Genomic DNA, 15,178 nt, shown 5'->3' with positions numbered 1-15,178 from the left:
CCTGCGTGCCTACCTGGGACCAGGTATTTATCCAGAACAACACCTTAATAAGGAGGCCTCGTGATCGACGGGCAACCGCTCGCCTGTTTTCAGCCATTCATCGATACCGCCACAGGCCGTATCGCGGGTGTCGAAGCGCTGGGCCGACTGCGCCAGGCCGATGGTCAACTGGCCTCGGTAGGTGCGCTGTTCGCCGATCCGCGAACCCCGGCTATCGCCCTGCGACGTCTCGATCGCCAGATTCGCGACAACGCCCTGAGCCGTCTGCATGAAGCGCCCACGGACTGGTTTCTCAGCCTGAACATCTCACCCCGCTGGATTAGCCGCTTGCGCCGGGACCAGGCACTGCCGAGCCTCAAGCAACTGAGCAGGCATGGTGTCGACGCACAGCGAATCGTCTTCGAGATCACCGAATTGGGCGGCGACAGCCAGCGTCTGGCTGAAGTCGTGGCCCGCTACCGGCAAGCCGGGGCGCGGATCGCCATCGATGATTTCGGTGCCGGTTACTCTCAACTCGATCGCGTGCTGGCCCTGCAACCGGACATTCTCAAGCTCGACATGCGGTTGTTCCAGGCCGCCGCGCTGGGCGGTCCCAGCAGCGATGTGGTCAAGGCACTGGCGCAAATGGCGGAAAAAACCGGTTGCTGGATCATCGCCGAAGGCGTGGAAACCGAAGCTCAACTGAATTTTGCCCTGGAGTGCGGCTCACGCTACGTACAGGGCTTTCTGTTCGCCCGAGCGCAAGCGGATTTCTTCGCCACCGACGCCTTTGTCGAGCGCTTCGCGCAACTGCGCCAGCGTTACGTTCAGCAAAAGCTGACTGAACGCGCTCGCCTGATGATCATGCGCCAGCAACTCAGCGAACTGATGACCATCCTGCAAGCCTGGGCTCAAGCCAGCGCGCCCCTCAGCGCCTTGCCGCAGCTGGAAGCGTTTCCCTGGCTGTTGCGTTTTTATCAGTGCGACCGCCACGGCACGCAACTGACCCCCAACCTGGAATGGCGCAACAACGGCTGGGAAGCCGATAGCCGCTACCTGGGCCATAACTGGTCATGGCGCCCCTATTTCTATCACTTGCTGGCCGAGGGTTGGGATGAGCGCCGTCTGACGCTTTCCAACACTTACCGCGACGCCACCAGCAATCAGTACTGCCTCACTGCGGGGCAGTTTTTCGATAACGGCGAACGGCTACTGCTCATCGATATCGACGCTGCGGGGTTGTAGTTCTCCTTGCAGGTACCGGCGCGAAACGGGAAGCTAGGGGTTCAGTCACCTGACGGAGAAACCAGCCTTGGATTGGCACACCCTGCTTACCCGCGAACGCCTCGGAAAACCTGTGCACAGCCCGGAAGAACTCGGCCGCAGTCCTTTCCATAAAGACCACGACCGGATCATTTTCTCAGGCGCGTTTCGCCGTCTCGGGCGCAAGACCCAGGTCCATCCGGTCTCCAGCAACGATCACATTCATACGCGCCTGACTCACTCGCTGGAAGTCAGCTGCGTCGGCCGTTCGCTGGGGATGCGCGTCGGTGAAACCATCCGCAGCGCGCTGCCCGACTGGTGTGAACCGAGCGACCTGGGGATGGTGGTGCAATCGGCTTGCCTGGCCCATGACATCGGCAACCCACCCTTCGGCCACTCCGGCGAAGACGCGATCCGCCACTGGTTCCAGCAGGCCGCCGGCCGTGGCTGGCTGGATGCCATGAGCGAAGCCGAACGCAACGACTTCCTCAACTTCGAAGGCAATGCCCAAGGTTTCCGGGTGCTCACCCAGCTTGAATACCATCAGTTCGAAGGAGGCACCCGGCTGACCTATGCCACCCTGGGCACCTACCTGAAATACCCGTGGACGGCCCGGCACGCCGACTCACTGGGCTACAAGAAGCACAAGTTCGGCTGCTACCAGAGTGAACTGCCGCTGCTGGAACAGATCGCTCATAAACTCGGCCTGCCCCAACTGGAAGAACAGCGCTGGGCGCGCCATCCGCTGGTGTATCTGATGGAGGCCGCCGACGACATCTGCTACGCGCTGATCGATCTGGAAGATGGCCTGGAAATGGAGCTGCTGGAGTACGCCGAAGTCGAGTCCCTGCTGCTGGACCTGGTGGGCGACGATCTCCCGGAAACCTATCGTCAGCTCGGTCCACAGGATTCGCGGCGGCGCAAACTGGCGATTCTGCGGGGCAAAGCCATCGAACACCTGACCAACGCAGCAGCCCGAGCCTTTGTCGAGCAACAGGACGCGTTGCTGTCCGGCACGCTACCGGGGGACCTTGTCGAACACATGCATGGCCCGGCCAAACGCTGTGTCTTGAATGCCAAGGACATGGCACGCAAAAAAATCTTCCAGGACAAGCGCAAGACGCTCCACGAAATCGGTGCCTACACCACCCTGGAAATCCTGCTCAATGCTTTTTGCGGCGCAGCACTGGAGCAGCACAACGGTCGTACGCCCTCCTTCAAGAACCGGCGCATACTCGACCTGTTGGGCAACAATGCACCCGACCCGCATGGCCCGTTGCACACCTCTTTCTTGCGCATGATTGATTTCATCGCTGGCATGACCGACAGCTATGCCGGTGAAATGGCGCTGGAAATGACCGGTCGTTCAAGCCACGGATAACAGCGCATCGATCAGCCGCGTCAGCGACGTCTGAACGGCTGATCGAATGTCTCGACATTCATCTGTATTTCAACATCGACAGAATCGCCCTACACCTTGTGCAGAGCTGACTGATCGATTGTTCGACCATCTCGCGAAACAATTGCACACCCACTGCTCGACAGATGACGCATGAAAACTCCTACGTTCAAACACGATTGGCACATATTGCTGGTGGAAGATCATCCGTTTCAGCTGAGAGCGACTCAATACCTGCTCGAGAGTTACGGCTTCACCCAACTGACCACCACTGACAGTGCCGAAGGCGCCTTGCAACAAATGCTCAAAGCTGCGCAACCGTTCGATATTCTTCTGTGCGACCAATGCCTGCCCGACCTTCCCGGTCTTGATTTGATCGAGTTCGCCAGTCACCGGGGAATGATCAGACAGGCAATACTGCTGAGCAGCCTGACATCCGCCGAACTGGAAAAACTTAAAACAGTAGCCTACGAACACGGACTTCCCTTGCTGGGTTACTTGATCAAGCCATTGAAACAATCAGATCTTAGAAACTTGTTGACCTTGGCCTCACAATAAAAAACACCAACTCTCACACACTAGAACCACATCCAAAACACAGATTAATACTTATAGCCAAACGCCTTTTAGCCTCTTGACTAAACCATCAAATTTTTAACCCTTCCTCATTCAAAACCTAGTTGACACGTAGTCCATTTCTTTTTCAGTTGTAGGACTTTTCCTATATTGCTGCTATCGGCTTGTCAGTTCATGCGCCCCCTCAACTACTGAGCTAAGGTGCGCGCTTTATTTGTGCACGTATGGGATTTGATTATGAACTCCGTTTTTATTGTCGACGATCACCCTGTCATCCGCCTTGCCGTTCGAATGCTGCTGGAACATGAAGGTTACAAAGTCGTCGGTGAAACTGACAATGGCGTCGATGCCATGCAAATGGTTCGCGAATGCATGCCCGACCTGATCATCCTCGACATCAGCATTCCCAAACTGGATGGGCTGGAAGTGCTCTCACGTTTCAACGCAATGAGCACGCCATTAAAAACACTGGTGTTGACTGCACAATGCCCAAAACTTTTTGGTATTCGCTGCATGCAGTCAGGTGCATCAGGGTATGTATGCAAACAGGAAGAGCTCAGTGAACTGGTAAGCGCGATCAAAGCAGTATTATCAGGTTACAACTACTTCCCCAGCGAGGCCTTGAACCCAGTTCGTTGTGACGACGCACAGTGGGCAGACCTGGACTTGTTCAAATCCGTAAATGATCGAGAGTTGATGGTATTACAACTTTTTGCCCAAGGTCGCACCAACAAGGAAATTGCCAAGGGCATGTTCCTCAGCAACAAGACTGTCAGCACCTATAAAAAACGACTTATGCAGAAACTCAAAGCCAAATCTCTGGTTGAACTCATCGATATGGCAAAACGTAACGCGCTAGTGTGAGGAACAGGATGCCCAGTCGTTTGAAGGATTATCTAAGACTCATGGTCACGGCTTTATGCATGAGTACCCCGGTGCTCGCGGCGCAGACAGCCAGTGAAAACTACACCCTGCTCAGTCGCTCAACGACCGGGCACATGGAAGTCCGACTGGATACCTCACAACGACAATGGGTCAAAGACAAACGTGAATTGATCCTGGGCACATCAGGCCCGGATTATCCGCCTTTCGACCTGACCCTCAGCGGCCACGACTACGAAGGTTTCACCGCCGACTACGCCGGCATCCTCGGCAAGGTTACGGGGTTGCCCGTCAAGGTTCAGCGCTTCGCGTCCCGAGGGGCTGCGATCGAGGCACTGGAAAAGGGTCAGGTCGACATGCTCGGCACCGCCAACGGGTTCGAGGCCGACAATGCCGACATTGCGCTGTCCATCCCTTACGCCGTGGATCAACCCGTGCTGGTCACACGGGAAGGAGAAACCCGATCACTGACCGAGGGTCTTGCCGGCCTGCGGCTTAGCATGGTCTATCACTATCTGCCCCTGGACGAAGTCAGGGCGCTGTATCCGAAGGCAATCATCACCTCCTACCCGTCCTACCAGAATGCAATCAACGCGGTTGCCTTCGACCAGGCCGACGTTTTTCTCGGTGACACCATTTCAACTCATTACATGATCAACAAGGGGTATCTGAACAACATCCGCATGGCCAACTTCGGTAAACACGAAGCCCATGGTTTCAGCTTTGCCGTACAGAAGGACAACCCGGACCTGCTCGGGATCATCAACGCGGTACTCAAGGCCATCCCCACCAGCGAACGGGAAAACATCGCCAAACGCTGGAGTGCCGGCAGCGACATTCTTCTCACCGATCAAAAACTGCAACTCACCCACCATGAAGAACGCTGGCTGGCGCAACATCCGGTTGTGCGGGTGGTAGTTAATGAAGCATTTGCGCCGCTGACGTTTTTTGACAGCGACGGCAACTTTCGGGGTGTCACGGCTGACCTGCTCGAACTGATCAGATTGCGCACCGGTTTGCGCTTCGAGATCCAGCGCAGCCGAAGCGATGACGAGATGGTCGATCAGATCGCCAACCAGCAGGCTGACCTGATCGCCGCCCTGCTCCCCAGCGCACAGCGTGAAACGATGTTGAACTTCAGCCGCCCGTATCTGGAAAACTCCTTTGTCCTGCTGACACGCAAAGCGGCCGACAGCCCGACCAACCTCAACCAACTGCAGGACAAACGCCTGGCCATTGCCCAGGGCAATCCACTGGTGGATTACCTGCGCAGCGAGTTTCCGCGGATCAATCTGGTTGAAACTCCAGACACATTCAGTGCCGTGGAGTTGCTCGCCGAGGGCAAGGCAGAAGGTGCGGTGAACTCATTGGTGATCGCCAATTACTTCATCTCATCGCGGATCTTCGAGCGGGCACTTCAGATCACCACCACCATCGGTACCCAGCAGGCGGCATTTTCCCTGGCGACCGGGCGCGACGCCAAAGAACTGAATGCCATCCTCGACAAGGCGCTGTTGAGCATCGCACCGGAAGAGCTGGGCATCATCAATAACCGCTGGCGTGGCTATTCGGCGGCCTCGCAAAGTACCTGGCGCAACTATCACAGAGTGTTCTATCAGATCGTTACCGGTGCTGGCGTACTGCTGCTGATCTCCGTTGCCTGGAACGCCTATATGAGACGCCAGATAAAACAGCGGCAGGCGGCGAAAGAACGTGCCGATGAAGCCAACCGGGCTAAAAGCACCTTTCTGGCAACCATGAGCCATGAGATCCGCACGCCGATGAACGCGATCATCGGCATGCTGGAGCTAACACTCAAACGCATTGATCCTGGCCATCCGGATCGACCGGCCATCGACGTCGCGTATCACTCGGCAAAAGACCTGTTGGAACTGATCGGGGACATTCTCGACATTGCGCGCATCGAATCCGGACGTCTGAGCCTGAGCCCGGAACGCGTCAATCTGGCTGAAGCCGTGGCCTCGGTGGTGAGGATCTTCGACGGGCTGGCCCGGCAAAAGAATCTCGGACTGCACCTGGCATTCAACCCTGCTAAACCTGCGACCGATGTCCTGCTGGACCCGATGCGTTTCAAGCAGGTGCTGTCCAACCTGGTCAGCAATGCAATCAAGTTTACGCAACAGGGTCAGGTCAGGATCAGCCTCGAGTTGCAACCGACCGACGAGCCCGACCGCATGCAGCTGCAGTTGCTGGTTGAGGACAGTGGCGCCGGGATCAGCGAGCAGGATCAGCAGCGACTGTTCGAGCCTTTCGTCCAGGCCAATAACTCCAGCCAGTTACCCAGGGGCGGTGCGGGTCTGGGACTGGTGATCAGCCGCAATCTGTGCGAAATGATGGGCGGCAACCTGCAATTGAGCAGCCAGCCTGGGGTCGGCACTCAGGTTCGGGTTTCGCTGAATCTGGCAACCCTGCCGCCTGTACAGATGCCGGAAATTGCCGAGCCACAGATTCACCAGAGCGCTGCCCCCTTGAACGTTCTGGTGGTCGATGATCACCCGGCCAATCGCTTGCTCATGTGCCAGCAACTGGAGTTTCTGGGGCATCGGTTCAAGGTTGCAGCAGATGGCGAGGCGGGATTGGAGGCGTGGAAAGATCAGCCATTCGACCTGGTGATTGCCGATTGCAATATGCCGATCATGAATGGATATGAGATGGCTCGTGCCATTCGCCAACATGAACAGCGCGTGCAGCGCCCTGCCTGTACCGTTCTGGGTTTCACCGCTAATGCGCAACCGGAGGAAAGACAACGCTGCAAACAAGCCGGGATGGACGATTGCCTGTTCAAACCTCTCAGCCTGACAGCCTTGAGCCAATGGATCGAAGGCATTGCACCGACGGTCCGCGACCCGGCGTTCAGTCTGGAGGGGCTGCACCTGTTAACCGGTGGCAACCCGGCACTGAACCGGCGATTGTTGACCGAGCTGCTGAATAGCAACCACCTGGATCGGCAAACGCTGCTGACGTTGTCCCGGTCAAACGACCGGCAGTCACTCCTCGACATTGCCCACAAAATCAAGGGAGCGGCGCGAATCGTCCAGGCCTCCCGACTGATCGACAGTTGCGAGGCGCTCGAAAAGGCCTGCCATAACAGGCCCCACCACGATCAAGTGGCCGATTGCAGCAAGTCCATGGAGCGCGCCATGCTCGAACTGGATCACGCGTTGCGACAACAGCTCGCACGCCACGACAAACAGCAGAATGACGGAGCGTTAACTATGCTGGAAGGCTGAGCAGTGTGTTCATCGTCATGGAGAAATCTGCAATGCCCAGCCCACTGCGCCCGGACCAGCGCCGATTTCCCCTGCACATCCATATCAGCGTGATGTTCACGTTCCTGCTGTTGCTGACCGGGGTGGTGCTGGGCATTTTCAACTATCGGCAAACCACCCGGATCATTCTTTCCAGCAGTGAAAAGCTCTTCAATCGCATCGAGCAGGATGTCCGTCTGGACCTGCATCGCACCTATGAGCCGATTCGTCATCTGCTGAGCCTGCTGGCGGACAATCCGGCAACCCAGGCCGCCGACCTTGAGCAACGCCTGGCGTTGCTCAAGCCCTTCAGTCAATCACTCACGGACAACCCCGATCTGGCCTCTCTGTACCTGGGCTACAGCAATGGCGACTTTTTCATGGTTCGCCCCCTGCGCAGCGTCGCCCTGAAAACGCAGCTCAAGGCACCGGACACCGCGGCGTATCAGGTATGGAGCATCGAGCATCCAGGCGGCGGTCAGGTCCGCTCCCAATCCTTGTTTTTCGATCAGAACCTGGCCCTCGTCAGCCGTCTGGACAACCCCGACGAAATCTACGATCCACGCACCCGCGCCTGGTTCTCCAGCGCCCGCAGCGACCGTGATCAGATCACCACCGAGCCCTACCTGTTTTTCTCCACCCACAATGTCGGCACAACCCTGGCGCGGCGCAGTGGTGAGCAAGCGGTGATGGGGGCCGACCTTACGCTGGCGGAACTGTCAGCGACCCTGGCCAAACATGTGGTGACGCCCGGCACCGAAATTGTGCTGCTCGATGCCGAGGGTAATGCCGTCGCCTACCCCGACAGCAGCAAACTGATCGTCGACGACCAGACAGCCCGGCTGATCAAAGCCGCCGACCTGAGCCCCAGCCTCGCGGCCCTGCTCACCAGTCCGCCTGAGATCAATCGCCTGAACGCCGCGGGTCGTCAATGGATCGCGGCGCGCAGCAGCATGCAGGAAGGTGGCCCACAGGGGCTGCAACTGGCGCTGCTGGTGCCGGAAGACGAATTGCTCGTCGATGCCTACCGCATGCGCTGGCAAGGCGCGCTGATTACCCTGGCAACGCTACTGTTGTGCCTGCCCATGGGTTGGCTGACCTCCAGAGTCCTGGTCACCCCCCTGCGCGCCCTGGTGCGGGAAGCCGATGCGATTCGTAGTTTCGATTTCAATTTTCCGGCCAGCCGTCGCTCGCCGGTGCTGGAAGTCGACCAACTGAGCGTGTCGATGGCGCGCATGAAAGACACCCTGGCGAGTTTTTTCCGGATCACCGAAAGCCTGAGCGCCGAAACCCGTTTCGCCCCCTTGCTGCAACGGGTGTTGTTTGAAACCGTGCAGATCGGCCAGGCCCAGGCCGGTCTGATCTACCTGCGTGAAGGTGATGAAAATCGCGTGGAACCTCATGCGCTGGTCATCAACGGCAGTTCACAGGCCTTGCCGCCATTCGACATTCAAGGACACGTGCTCCAGGATTTTCAGAGCCCTCAGTGGATGCAAACACTGTCGACCGCCGACAATGTCGTCACCTCCCTGGGTTTCGAACAGGCGGGGGATCTGCAGAAAGTCTTGCTCGCGCTGGAGTGCCCGCGGGTTCATCTGGTCGGTATTCGGCTGCACAATCGTCATAACGAAACCGTGGGGCTGCTGGTCCTGCTGCTGGCCGACAGCGGCACACAAGACGACCTGGAAAAACTGCGCCCGGATCGCATCGCGTTTCTCCAGGCGGTGTCTGGCGCGGCCGCCGTGAGTATCGAAAGTCAGCGCCTGCAAGCCAGACAAAAACAGCTGCTGGACTCATTCATTCAATTGCTGGCCGGCGCAATCGACGCCAAGAGCCCCTACACCGGCGGGCACTGCCAGCGAGTACCGGTACTGACGCTGATGCTGGCACAGGCGGCCGCTGCCAGTCAGGACCCGGCCTTCCGTAGCTATCAGCCCAGCGAAGATGAATGGGAGGCGCTGCACATCGCCGCCTGGCTGCATGATTGCGGCAAGGTCACCACCCCTGAATACGTGGTCGACAAAGCCACGAAACTTGAGACCCTGTACGACCGCATCCACGAAATCCGCACCCGTTTCGAAGTCCTCAAGCGTGATGCCTGGATCAATTATTGGCAGGCCATCGCCCTGGGGGGTGACGAGTCGCCTCTGGCGCAATTGCGCAATGCGAGCCTGGCGGCGCTGGATGATGATTTCGCGTTTGTGGCGCGCTGCAACCTGGGCAGCGAGGCCATGGCCGAGGCCGATCTGCAGCGGTTGAACACCATCGCCCAACGTACCTGGACCCGAACCCTGGATGATCGGCTTGGCGTTTCGTGGGAAGAGAACCGGCGCCAGGCCCGGACCCCGGTGCCGACCCTGCCGGTCAGCGAGCCACTGCTGGCGGATAAACCCGAGCATCTGCTCGAGCGCGCCGACAGCGAACTGATCCCGGACGACAATCCCTGGGGATTCAAGCTCGACGTGCCGCGATACAAGTACAACCGGGGCGAACTGTACAACCTGAGCATCGTCCGAGGCACCCTGACCCGCGAGGAGCGTTACATCATCAATCACCACATGGTGCAGACGATCCTGATGCTCAGTCGCCTGCCCTTCCCCGGTCACCTCAATAACGTCGCGGAAATCGCCGGCGGCCACCACGAAAAAATGGACGGCACCGGTTATCCCAAACGCTTGAAGCGCGAAGACATGAGCCTGCCGGCGCGGATGATGGCGATTGCCGATATTTTCGAAGCGCTGACCGCCGCCGATCGCCCCTACAAGAAAACCAAGTCCTTGAGCGAAGCGCTGGGCATCATGGCCACCATGTGCCGTGACGCCCACATCGACGCTGAATTGTTCGGGCTGTTCATCAACGACGAAATCTACTTGCAGTACGCCAGCCAATTCCTTGAGCCACAGCAGATAGACACCGTTGACCCGACAAGCCTGCTAATCAAGGCCGGCTTGAAGGGCTGATCAGCAGTCGGTCAGACGCAGGAAAATCGCCGCCAGCTGCTCGATTCCGGCCTGATCGTCAGCGGTAAAACGCGCCAGCTTCGGGCTGTCGAGGTCCAGCACGCCGATCAGTCGACCGTCCTTGACCAATGGCACGACGAGTTCACTGTTCGATGCGCTGTCACAAGCGATGTGGCCGGGGAATTCATGTACGTCTTCGACCCGCTGGGTCTGCAAGGTGGCAGCGGCAGCCCCGCACACGCCGCGACCGAATGGAATCCGTACACAGGCGATCTGCCCCTGAAACGGGCCAAGCACCAGTTCTTCGTTGCGATTAAGGTAGAAACCGGCCCAGTTCAGGTCATCGAGCTGGTTGAACACAAACGCGGAAAATTGCGCGGCGTTGGCGATAAAATCACGCTCGTCCGCCAGCAACGATTCCAGCTGTGCCCATAGCATGCCGTAGCCCTCAAGGCCCTGGCCGCTCTTTTGTAAATCGATCATGCCTTTTGCTCCAACAGCTTCAGCCCGACCCAATAACGGGCAAATTGATACGCGCAACGTCCGTTGCGATTACCCCGGCCCGTGGCCCAGCGCACCGCGAGGATGTCCAACTCTTCGTCACGCAGCCACTTGAGACCGGCCTTGTCGGCCAATTGGCCGATCCAGTGCTCGACGACGTTGAGGAAATGTTCCTGAGTAAACGGATAGAACGACAGCCACAGGCCAAAACGGTCCGACAGTGCGATCTTGTCTTCCACCGCCTCATTGGGATGGAGCTCGCCATCGACCCTTTTCCAGTTTTCGTTATCGCTTTCCTTTTCCGGCACCAGATGGCGACGGTTGGAGGTGGCGTACAGCAGAACGTTATCTGGCGCCTGCTCGAGAGAGCCATCGAGTACGCTCTTGAGCACGCGATAATCGCCCTCGCCCGACTCGAACGACAGGTCATCGCAGAACAGCACAAACCGTTGGGGCAGCTTGGCAATCTGCTCGACCACCCGCGGCAAGTCCGCCAGGTGATCGCGCTCGATCTCGATCAGCCGCAGGCCGTTCTTGGCGTGTTCGGCCAACAAGGCGCGCACCAGCGACGATTTACCGGTGCCCCGCGAGCCCCAGAGCAAGGCGTGATTGGCAGGCATGCCGTCGAGGAACTGTTGAGTATTGCGGCCCAATTGCTCAAGTTGCCGGTCAACGCCGATCAGGTCGGACAGGCGCATGTCGAGGCTGACTTGCAGCGGCAACAGAAAACCGTTGCGACCCTCGCGTTGCCAGCGTGCGGCCAGGCAATGTGTCCAGTCGACCGTTTGACGAGGCGCCGGCAGCAGCGGTTCGATACGGGCCAGAACGGCATCGGCGCGTTCAAGAAAAGCATTCAATCGGGAATCCACGTCTTCTCCTCGGGCACGTTCACAGTGATGATGGCGGTACAGCGACGAAACACAGCATCCGATGCCCGGCCAACACCCCGTACAGGTGTTTTGCGAGAACATCGGTATCCATTGATGATCGACTATGCTTGAGCAGCGAAGGGAAACGGAAGTGGTTCAACACCCCATGGATATCAAGTTCAGCCAGCGGCTGTCGTACAAGCAAGCCAAGCTTACGGTGCTGGTCGGTTTCATTCTGGGCACGCTGCTCAGCCTTGTGCAAATAGGCATCGATTATGCCAGCGAAGACGCCTCCATCAACCGCGAAATCCTGTCGTTGCTGGAAATCAGCCATAACCCCGCGTCTCGCATCGCCTACAACATCGATGCCGAACTCGCCCAGGAACTGATCCTGGGCCTGCTGCGCTCCCCGGCGATCATCGGCGCGAAATTGACCGACAACAACAATACCGTGCTGGCCAGCGCCAAACGTCCGGGCCTGGAAAACAATTACCGGGTGCTCAGCGACTTCCTGTTCGGCGCCAACCGACAGTTTGAAGACCGTCTTTACCTCGACCACTTGCCGGACGAATCCCTCGGGACCTTGCACCTGGATGTCGATACCTACACTTTCGGCAGTCGTTTCCTGCGCCGGGCCGAAGTGACCCTGCTCAATGGCTTCGCGCGCAGCCTGATCCTTACGGGCATTCTGCTGGCGCTGTTTTACGTGATGCTGACCAAACCGCTGGTACGGGTCATCCGAGAACTCAGTGGTCGTGATCCGCGCAGCGCGGAGCCAACCTGGCTGGAGTATCCGGCGGGGCATGAAAACGATGAAATCGGCGTCTTGGTCAAGGTCGCCAATCAACAGTTCGATAACATTGCCACCGAGATCCAGCAGCGGCGCAATGCCGAAAACCGTCTGACCGACTACCTCTCGCAACTGGAAAATATCGTCTCGGCCCGTACGGCGGAACTCAAGGCCATCAACTCCCGGCTCAGCCAGTCCAACGAGGAACTGGAAGTCGCCCGCCGCACCGCCCTGGACATGGCCGAGGCGCGCTCGGTGTTCCTGGCCAACATGAGCCATGAAATCCGCACGCCTCTCAACGGTCTGCTGGGGATGATCGCGCTCTCGCTGGACGGCCCGCTCAATGCCGAGCAGCAGCAACAGCTGTCCATCGCCCATGACTCGGGCAAAGTGCTGGTGGAACTGCTCAACGATATTCTCGACCTGTCGAAATTCGATGCCGGCCAGCTGGAACTCGAACACATTCCATTCGACCTCGGCTCGCTGATCGAAGACACCGCCAACCTGCTGTCCCAGAACGCTGCGCCGAGCGTCGAGCTGACGTGCCTGATCGACCCGCAATTTCCCGCGCTGGTACTCGGTGATCCGACCCGGGTCCGGCAGATCGTCAGCAACCTGTTGTCCAACGCCCTCAAGTTCACCCGCTTCGGGCGGGTCGATGTGCGTCTTTCAACGTTCGAAGACGGCGTGCGAATCGAGGTCTGCGACACTGGCATCGGCATTGCCCAGGACGCACAGGTCAAAATCTTCCAGCCCTTTACCCAGGCCGGTGCCGGCATTACCCGGCAATTCGGCGGTACCGGGCTGGGCCTGGCGCTGACTTACAACCTCTGCGAAGCCATGCAGGGGCGTCTGACGATCAGCTCGGAAGCAGGCTTCGGCAGTCAGTTCTGCGCCGACCTGCCGCTACCCTGCCACACCCGCGCCATCCCGCCAGCAGCTCTGCAAGGCAACATCGTCGCGATCACGGCTGCCAGCAGCGGACTGGCGGAACTGCTACAGAATCTATTGCCCGAATGGGGGCTCGGCTATCAACAACGTTCCATCGATGACCGATTGATCGGCCTGAAACCGGACGTGTTGATCACCGACTGCCCCGAATGCCTGTTTGGCCTGCGCCCGACTTTTACCGCGCCGATTCTGCTGGTGACCGCTTACGGCAGTTTCCTGCCCAGCGAGCAAGCCAGCGCCCTGGCACCTTTGCAGCAACAGGCGCGACCGTTGGCGCGCAATGCGCTGTACCAGACATTGCGACGGATCTTGCAGCCGGAACTCAACACGATCAACGGTGCCCGGGTCGAAGTCCTCTCGCCCCAGCGACGCGGGCGCATCCTGCTGGTGGAGGACAACCCGGTCAATCAGTTGGTGGCCAAGGGCATGCTCGGCAAACTTGGCTGCGAGGTGAGCGTCGCGGCCCATGGTGCCGAAGCCCTGGATCAGCTCGAACACAGCGAATTCGACCTGGTGCTGATGGACTGCAACATGCCGGTGATGGACGGTTATGAAGCCAGCCGGCAGATCCGTCGCAGCGGGCGCTGGCCACAACTGCCCATCGTCGCCCTGACCGCCAACGCCATGTCCGAAGAACGCGAACGTTGCCGTGCGGCGGGCATGAGCGACTACCTGGCCAAACCCTTCCGCCGGGAAGAACTGGCGGCCCTGCTCGACTTGTGGATACCCACTACGACAGCGATTTGATTTGCCCCAACAGGTGATCAAGACCATCGCGCAGCTCATTCAGGCGATCCAGATCGACACCGCTATCGCACAACAGGCGGGCCTTGAGCGGCCCGACCTGATCGCGCAAGGCCTTGCCGGTGGACGACAGGCTCAAGTGCACCTCGCGCTCATCGCGCGCCGAACGCTGGCGCTGCACCAGTTGCAGTTGCTCAAGACGCTTGAGCAGCGGCGTCAGGGTCCCGGAATCCAGCGCCAGGCGCTCGCCCAGCGCCTTGACCGTCGGCTGCTCCGGCGCCGCCTCCTGCCATTCCCACAGCACCAGCATCGCCAGGTATTGCGGGTAGGTCAGGCCCAGTTGATCGAGCATCGGCTTGTAGGCACGGATCACCGCCCGAGAAGCGGCGTACAGCTTGAAGCAGAGCTGACTGTCGAGTTTCAGCGAATCAACTGACAACGTGTTCATTTGAGCAGAGCTTCGATCTCGCGGCGCAGCGCTTGCGGCTTGGTTGCCGGAGCAAAGCGCTTGACCAGCTGACCGTCCTTGCCGATCAGGAACTTGGTGAAGTTCCATTTGATGCCCTGGGAACCCAATACACCTGGCGCGCGTTTTTTCAGCTGAACGAACAGCGGATGAGCGCCGGTACCGTTGACTTCGATCTTCTTGAACAGCGGGAAACTCACCCCGTAATTCAGCTCGCAGAACTCGGAAATCGCCCCTTCGTTGCCCGGCTCCTGCTGGCCGAACTGATTGCAGGGAAAGCCGAGTACCACCAAACCTTGATCCTTGTAGCTCTGCCAGAGCTCTTCGAGGCCTTTGTACTGCGGGGTGAAACCACATTTGCTGGCGGTGTTGACCACCAGCACCGCTTTACCGGCGAAATCGGCCAGGGTCTTTTGCTCCCCCTTGATGGTGGTGCAAGGGATGCTCAGCAGGTTGTCGCTCATGGCACGAACTCCGAGTGAAGGAAGATCAAACATAGCGAGCAATTGAATTGTGTGCAATTTAATAA

11 protein-coding genes are annotated in these 15,178 nt (G+C 58.7%); 7 read left to right on the top strand and 4 right to left on the bottom strand.

The genetic code is table 11. From position 1 onward, the window contains the following. Nucleotides 1-60: 60 nt before the first annotated feature. The 6 genes from FFH90_RS09580 (at nucleotide 61) to FFH90_RS09555 (ending at nucleotide 10,328) form a co-directional block, all read left to right on the top strand. The gene (locus FFH90_RS09580) at nucleotides 61-1,224 is read left to right on the top strand and encodes an EAL domain-containing protein (protein WP_138867047.1); all 1,164 of its coding nucleotides are present in this window, start codon (nucleotides 61-63) and stop codon (nucleotides 1,222-1,224) included. A 67-nt stretch (nucleotides 1,225-1,291) separates the two neighbouring features. Continuing rightward, on the top strand, nucleotides 1,292-2,623 hold the full coding sequence (locus FFH90_RS09575; RefSeq protein ID WP_007940029.1) for a deoxyguanosinetriphosphate triphosphohydrolase: 1,332 nt from the start codon (nucleotides 1,292-1,294) through the stop codon (nucleotides 2,621-2,623). A 171-nt stretch (nucleotides 2,624-2,794) separates the two neighbouring features. Next, entirely contained in the window at nucleotides 2,795-3,199 is a 405-nt protein-coding gene (locus tag FFH90_RS09570; RefSeq protein WP_111455016.1) for a response regulator, read from the top strand. Between the two features lie 255 nt (nucleotides 3,200-3,454). After that, nucleotides 3,455-4,081, top strand: a complete 627-nt coding sequence (locus tag FFH90_RS09565; RefSeq protein ID WP_007940027.1) for a response regulator transcription factor — start codon at nucleotides 3,455-3,457, stop codon at nucleotides 4,079-4,081. Nucleotides 4,082-4,089: 8 nt separating this feature from the next. Beyond that, a complete protein-coding gene (locus FFH90_RS09560) occupies nucleotides 4,090-7,350 on the top strand; it encodes a transporter substrate-binding domain-containing protein (protein ID WP_138867046.1) in 3,261 nt (1,086 codons plus the stop codon). Nucleotides 7,351-7,382: 32 nt separating this feature from the next. After that, nucleotides 7,383-10,328: an HD domain-containing phosphohydrolase gene (locus FFH90_RS09555; protein WP_111455018.1), complete on the top strand. Its 2,946-nt coding sequence runs from the start codon at nucleotides 7,383-7,385 to the stop codon at nucleotides 10,326-10,328. Here the strand turns inward: FFH90_RS09555 and FFH90_RS09550 are convergent, their stop codons facing one another. After that, nucleotides 10,329-10,811, bottom strand: a complete 483-nt coding sequence (locus FFH90_RS09550; RefSeq protein ID WP_111455020.1) for a GAF domain-containing protein — start codon at nucleotides 10,809-10,811, stop codon at nucleotides 10,329-10,331. Further along, nucleotides 10,808-11,698 carry an ATP-binding protein gene (locus tag FFH90_RS09545; protein ID WP_138867045.1) on the bottom strand — a complete coding sequence of 297 codons (891 nt, stop codon included), beginning with the start codon at nucleotides 11,696-11,698 and terminating at the stop codon, nucleotides 10,808-10,810. The genes FFH90_RS09550 and FFH90_RS09545 overlap by 4 nt, the downstream gene beginning before the upstream one ends. Before the next feature lie 166 nt (nucleotides 11,699-11,864). Here FFH90_RS09545 and FFH90_RS09540 point away from each other — a divergent pair, with 166 nt between their 5' ends. Continuing rightward, nucleotides 11,865-14,186, top strand: a complete 2,322-nt coding sequence (locus FFH90_RS09540; protein ID WP_111455021.1) for a response regulator — start codon at nucleotides 11,865-11,867, stop codon at nucleotides 14,184-14,186. Here the strand turns inward: FFH90_RS09540 and FFH90_RS09535 are convergent. Together FFH90_RS09535 and FFH90_RS09530 are read right to left on the bottom strand one after the other, a co-directional pair. Further along, a complete protein-coding gene (locus tag FFH90_RS09535; RefSeq protein ID WP_007940020.1) occupies nucleotides 14,170-14,631 on the bottom strand; it encodes a MarR family winged helix-turn-helix transcriptional regulator in 462 nt (153 codons plus the stop codon). The two genes, FFH90_RS09540 and FFH90_RS09535, sit on opposite strands and share 17 nt — an antisense overlap. Further along, entirely contained in the window at nucleotides 14,628-15,113 is a 486-nt protein-coding gene (locus FFH90_RS09530; RefSeq protein ID WP_111455023.1) for a glutathione peroxidase, read from the bottom strand. Before FFH90_RS09530 ends, FFH90_RS09535 begins: the two co-directional genes overlap by 4 nt. Nucleotides 15,114-15,178 lie beyond the last annotated feature (65 nt).

Source organism: Pseudomonas sp. ATCC 43928, from assembly GCF_005938665.2.
Taxonomy (GTDB): Bacteria; Pseudomonadota; Gammaproteobacteria; order Pseudomonadales; family Pseudomonadaceae; genus Aquipseudomonas.
This window is presented reverse-complemented; position numbering and strand designations above follow the sequence as displayed.

Excerpts from the sequence above, each read along its gene's own strand:
- FFH90_RS09570 (WP_111455016.1), top strand. The coding sequence starts at position 2,795 with ATGAAAACTCCTACGTTCAAACACGATTGGCACATATTGCTGGTGGAA.
- FFH90_RS09565 (WP_007940027.1), top strand. The coding sequence starts at position 3,455 with ATGAACTCCGTTTTTATTGTCGACGATCACCCTGTCATCCGCCTTGCC.
- FFH90_RS09560 (WP_138867046.1), top strand. The coding sequence starts at position 4,090 with ATGCCCAGTCGTTTGAAGGATTATCTAAGACTCATGGTCACGGCTTTA.
- FFH90_RS09555 (WP_111455018.1), top strand. The coding sequence starts at position 7,383 with ATGCCCAGCCCACTGCGCCCGGACCAGCGCCGATTTCCCCTGCACATC.
- FFH90_RS09550 (WP_111455020.1), bottom strand. The coding sequence starts at position 10,811 with ATGATCGATTTACAAAAGAGCGGCCAGGGCCTTGAGGGCTACGGCATG.
- FFH90_RS09540 (WP_111455021.1), top strand. The coding sequence starts at position 11,865 with ATGGATATCAAGTTCAGCCAGCGGCTGTCGTACAAGCAAGCCAAGCTT.
- FFH90_RS09535 (WP_007940020.1), bottom strand. The coding sequence starts at position 14,631 with ATGAACACGTTGTCAGTTGATTCGCTGAAACTCGACAGTCAGCTCTGC.
- FFH90_RS09530 (WP_111455023.1), bottom strand. The coding sequence starts at position 15,113 with ATGAGCGACAACCTGCTGAGCATCCCTTGCACCACCATCAAGGGGGAG.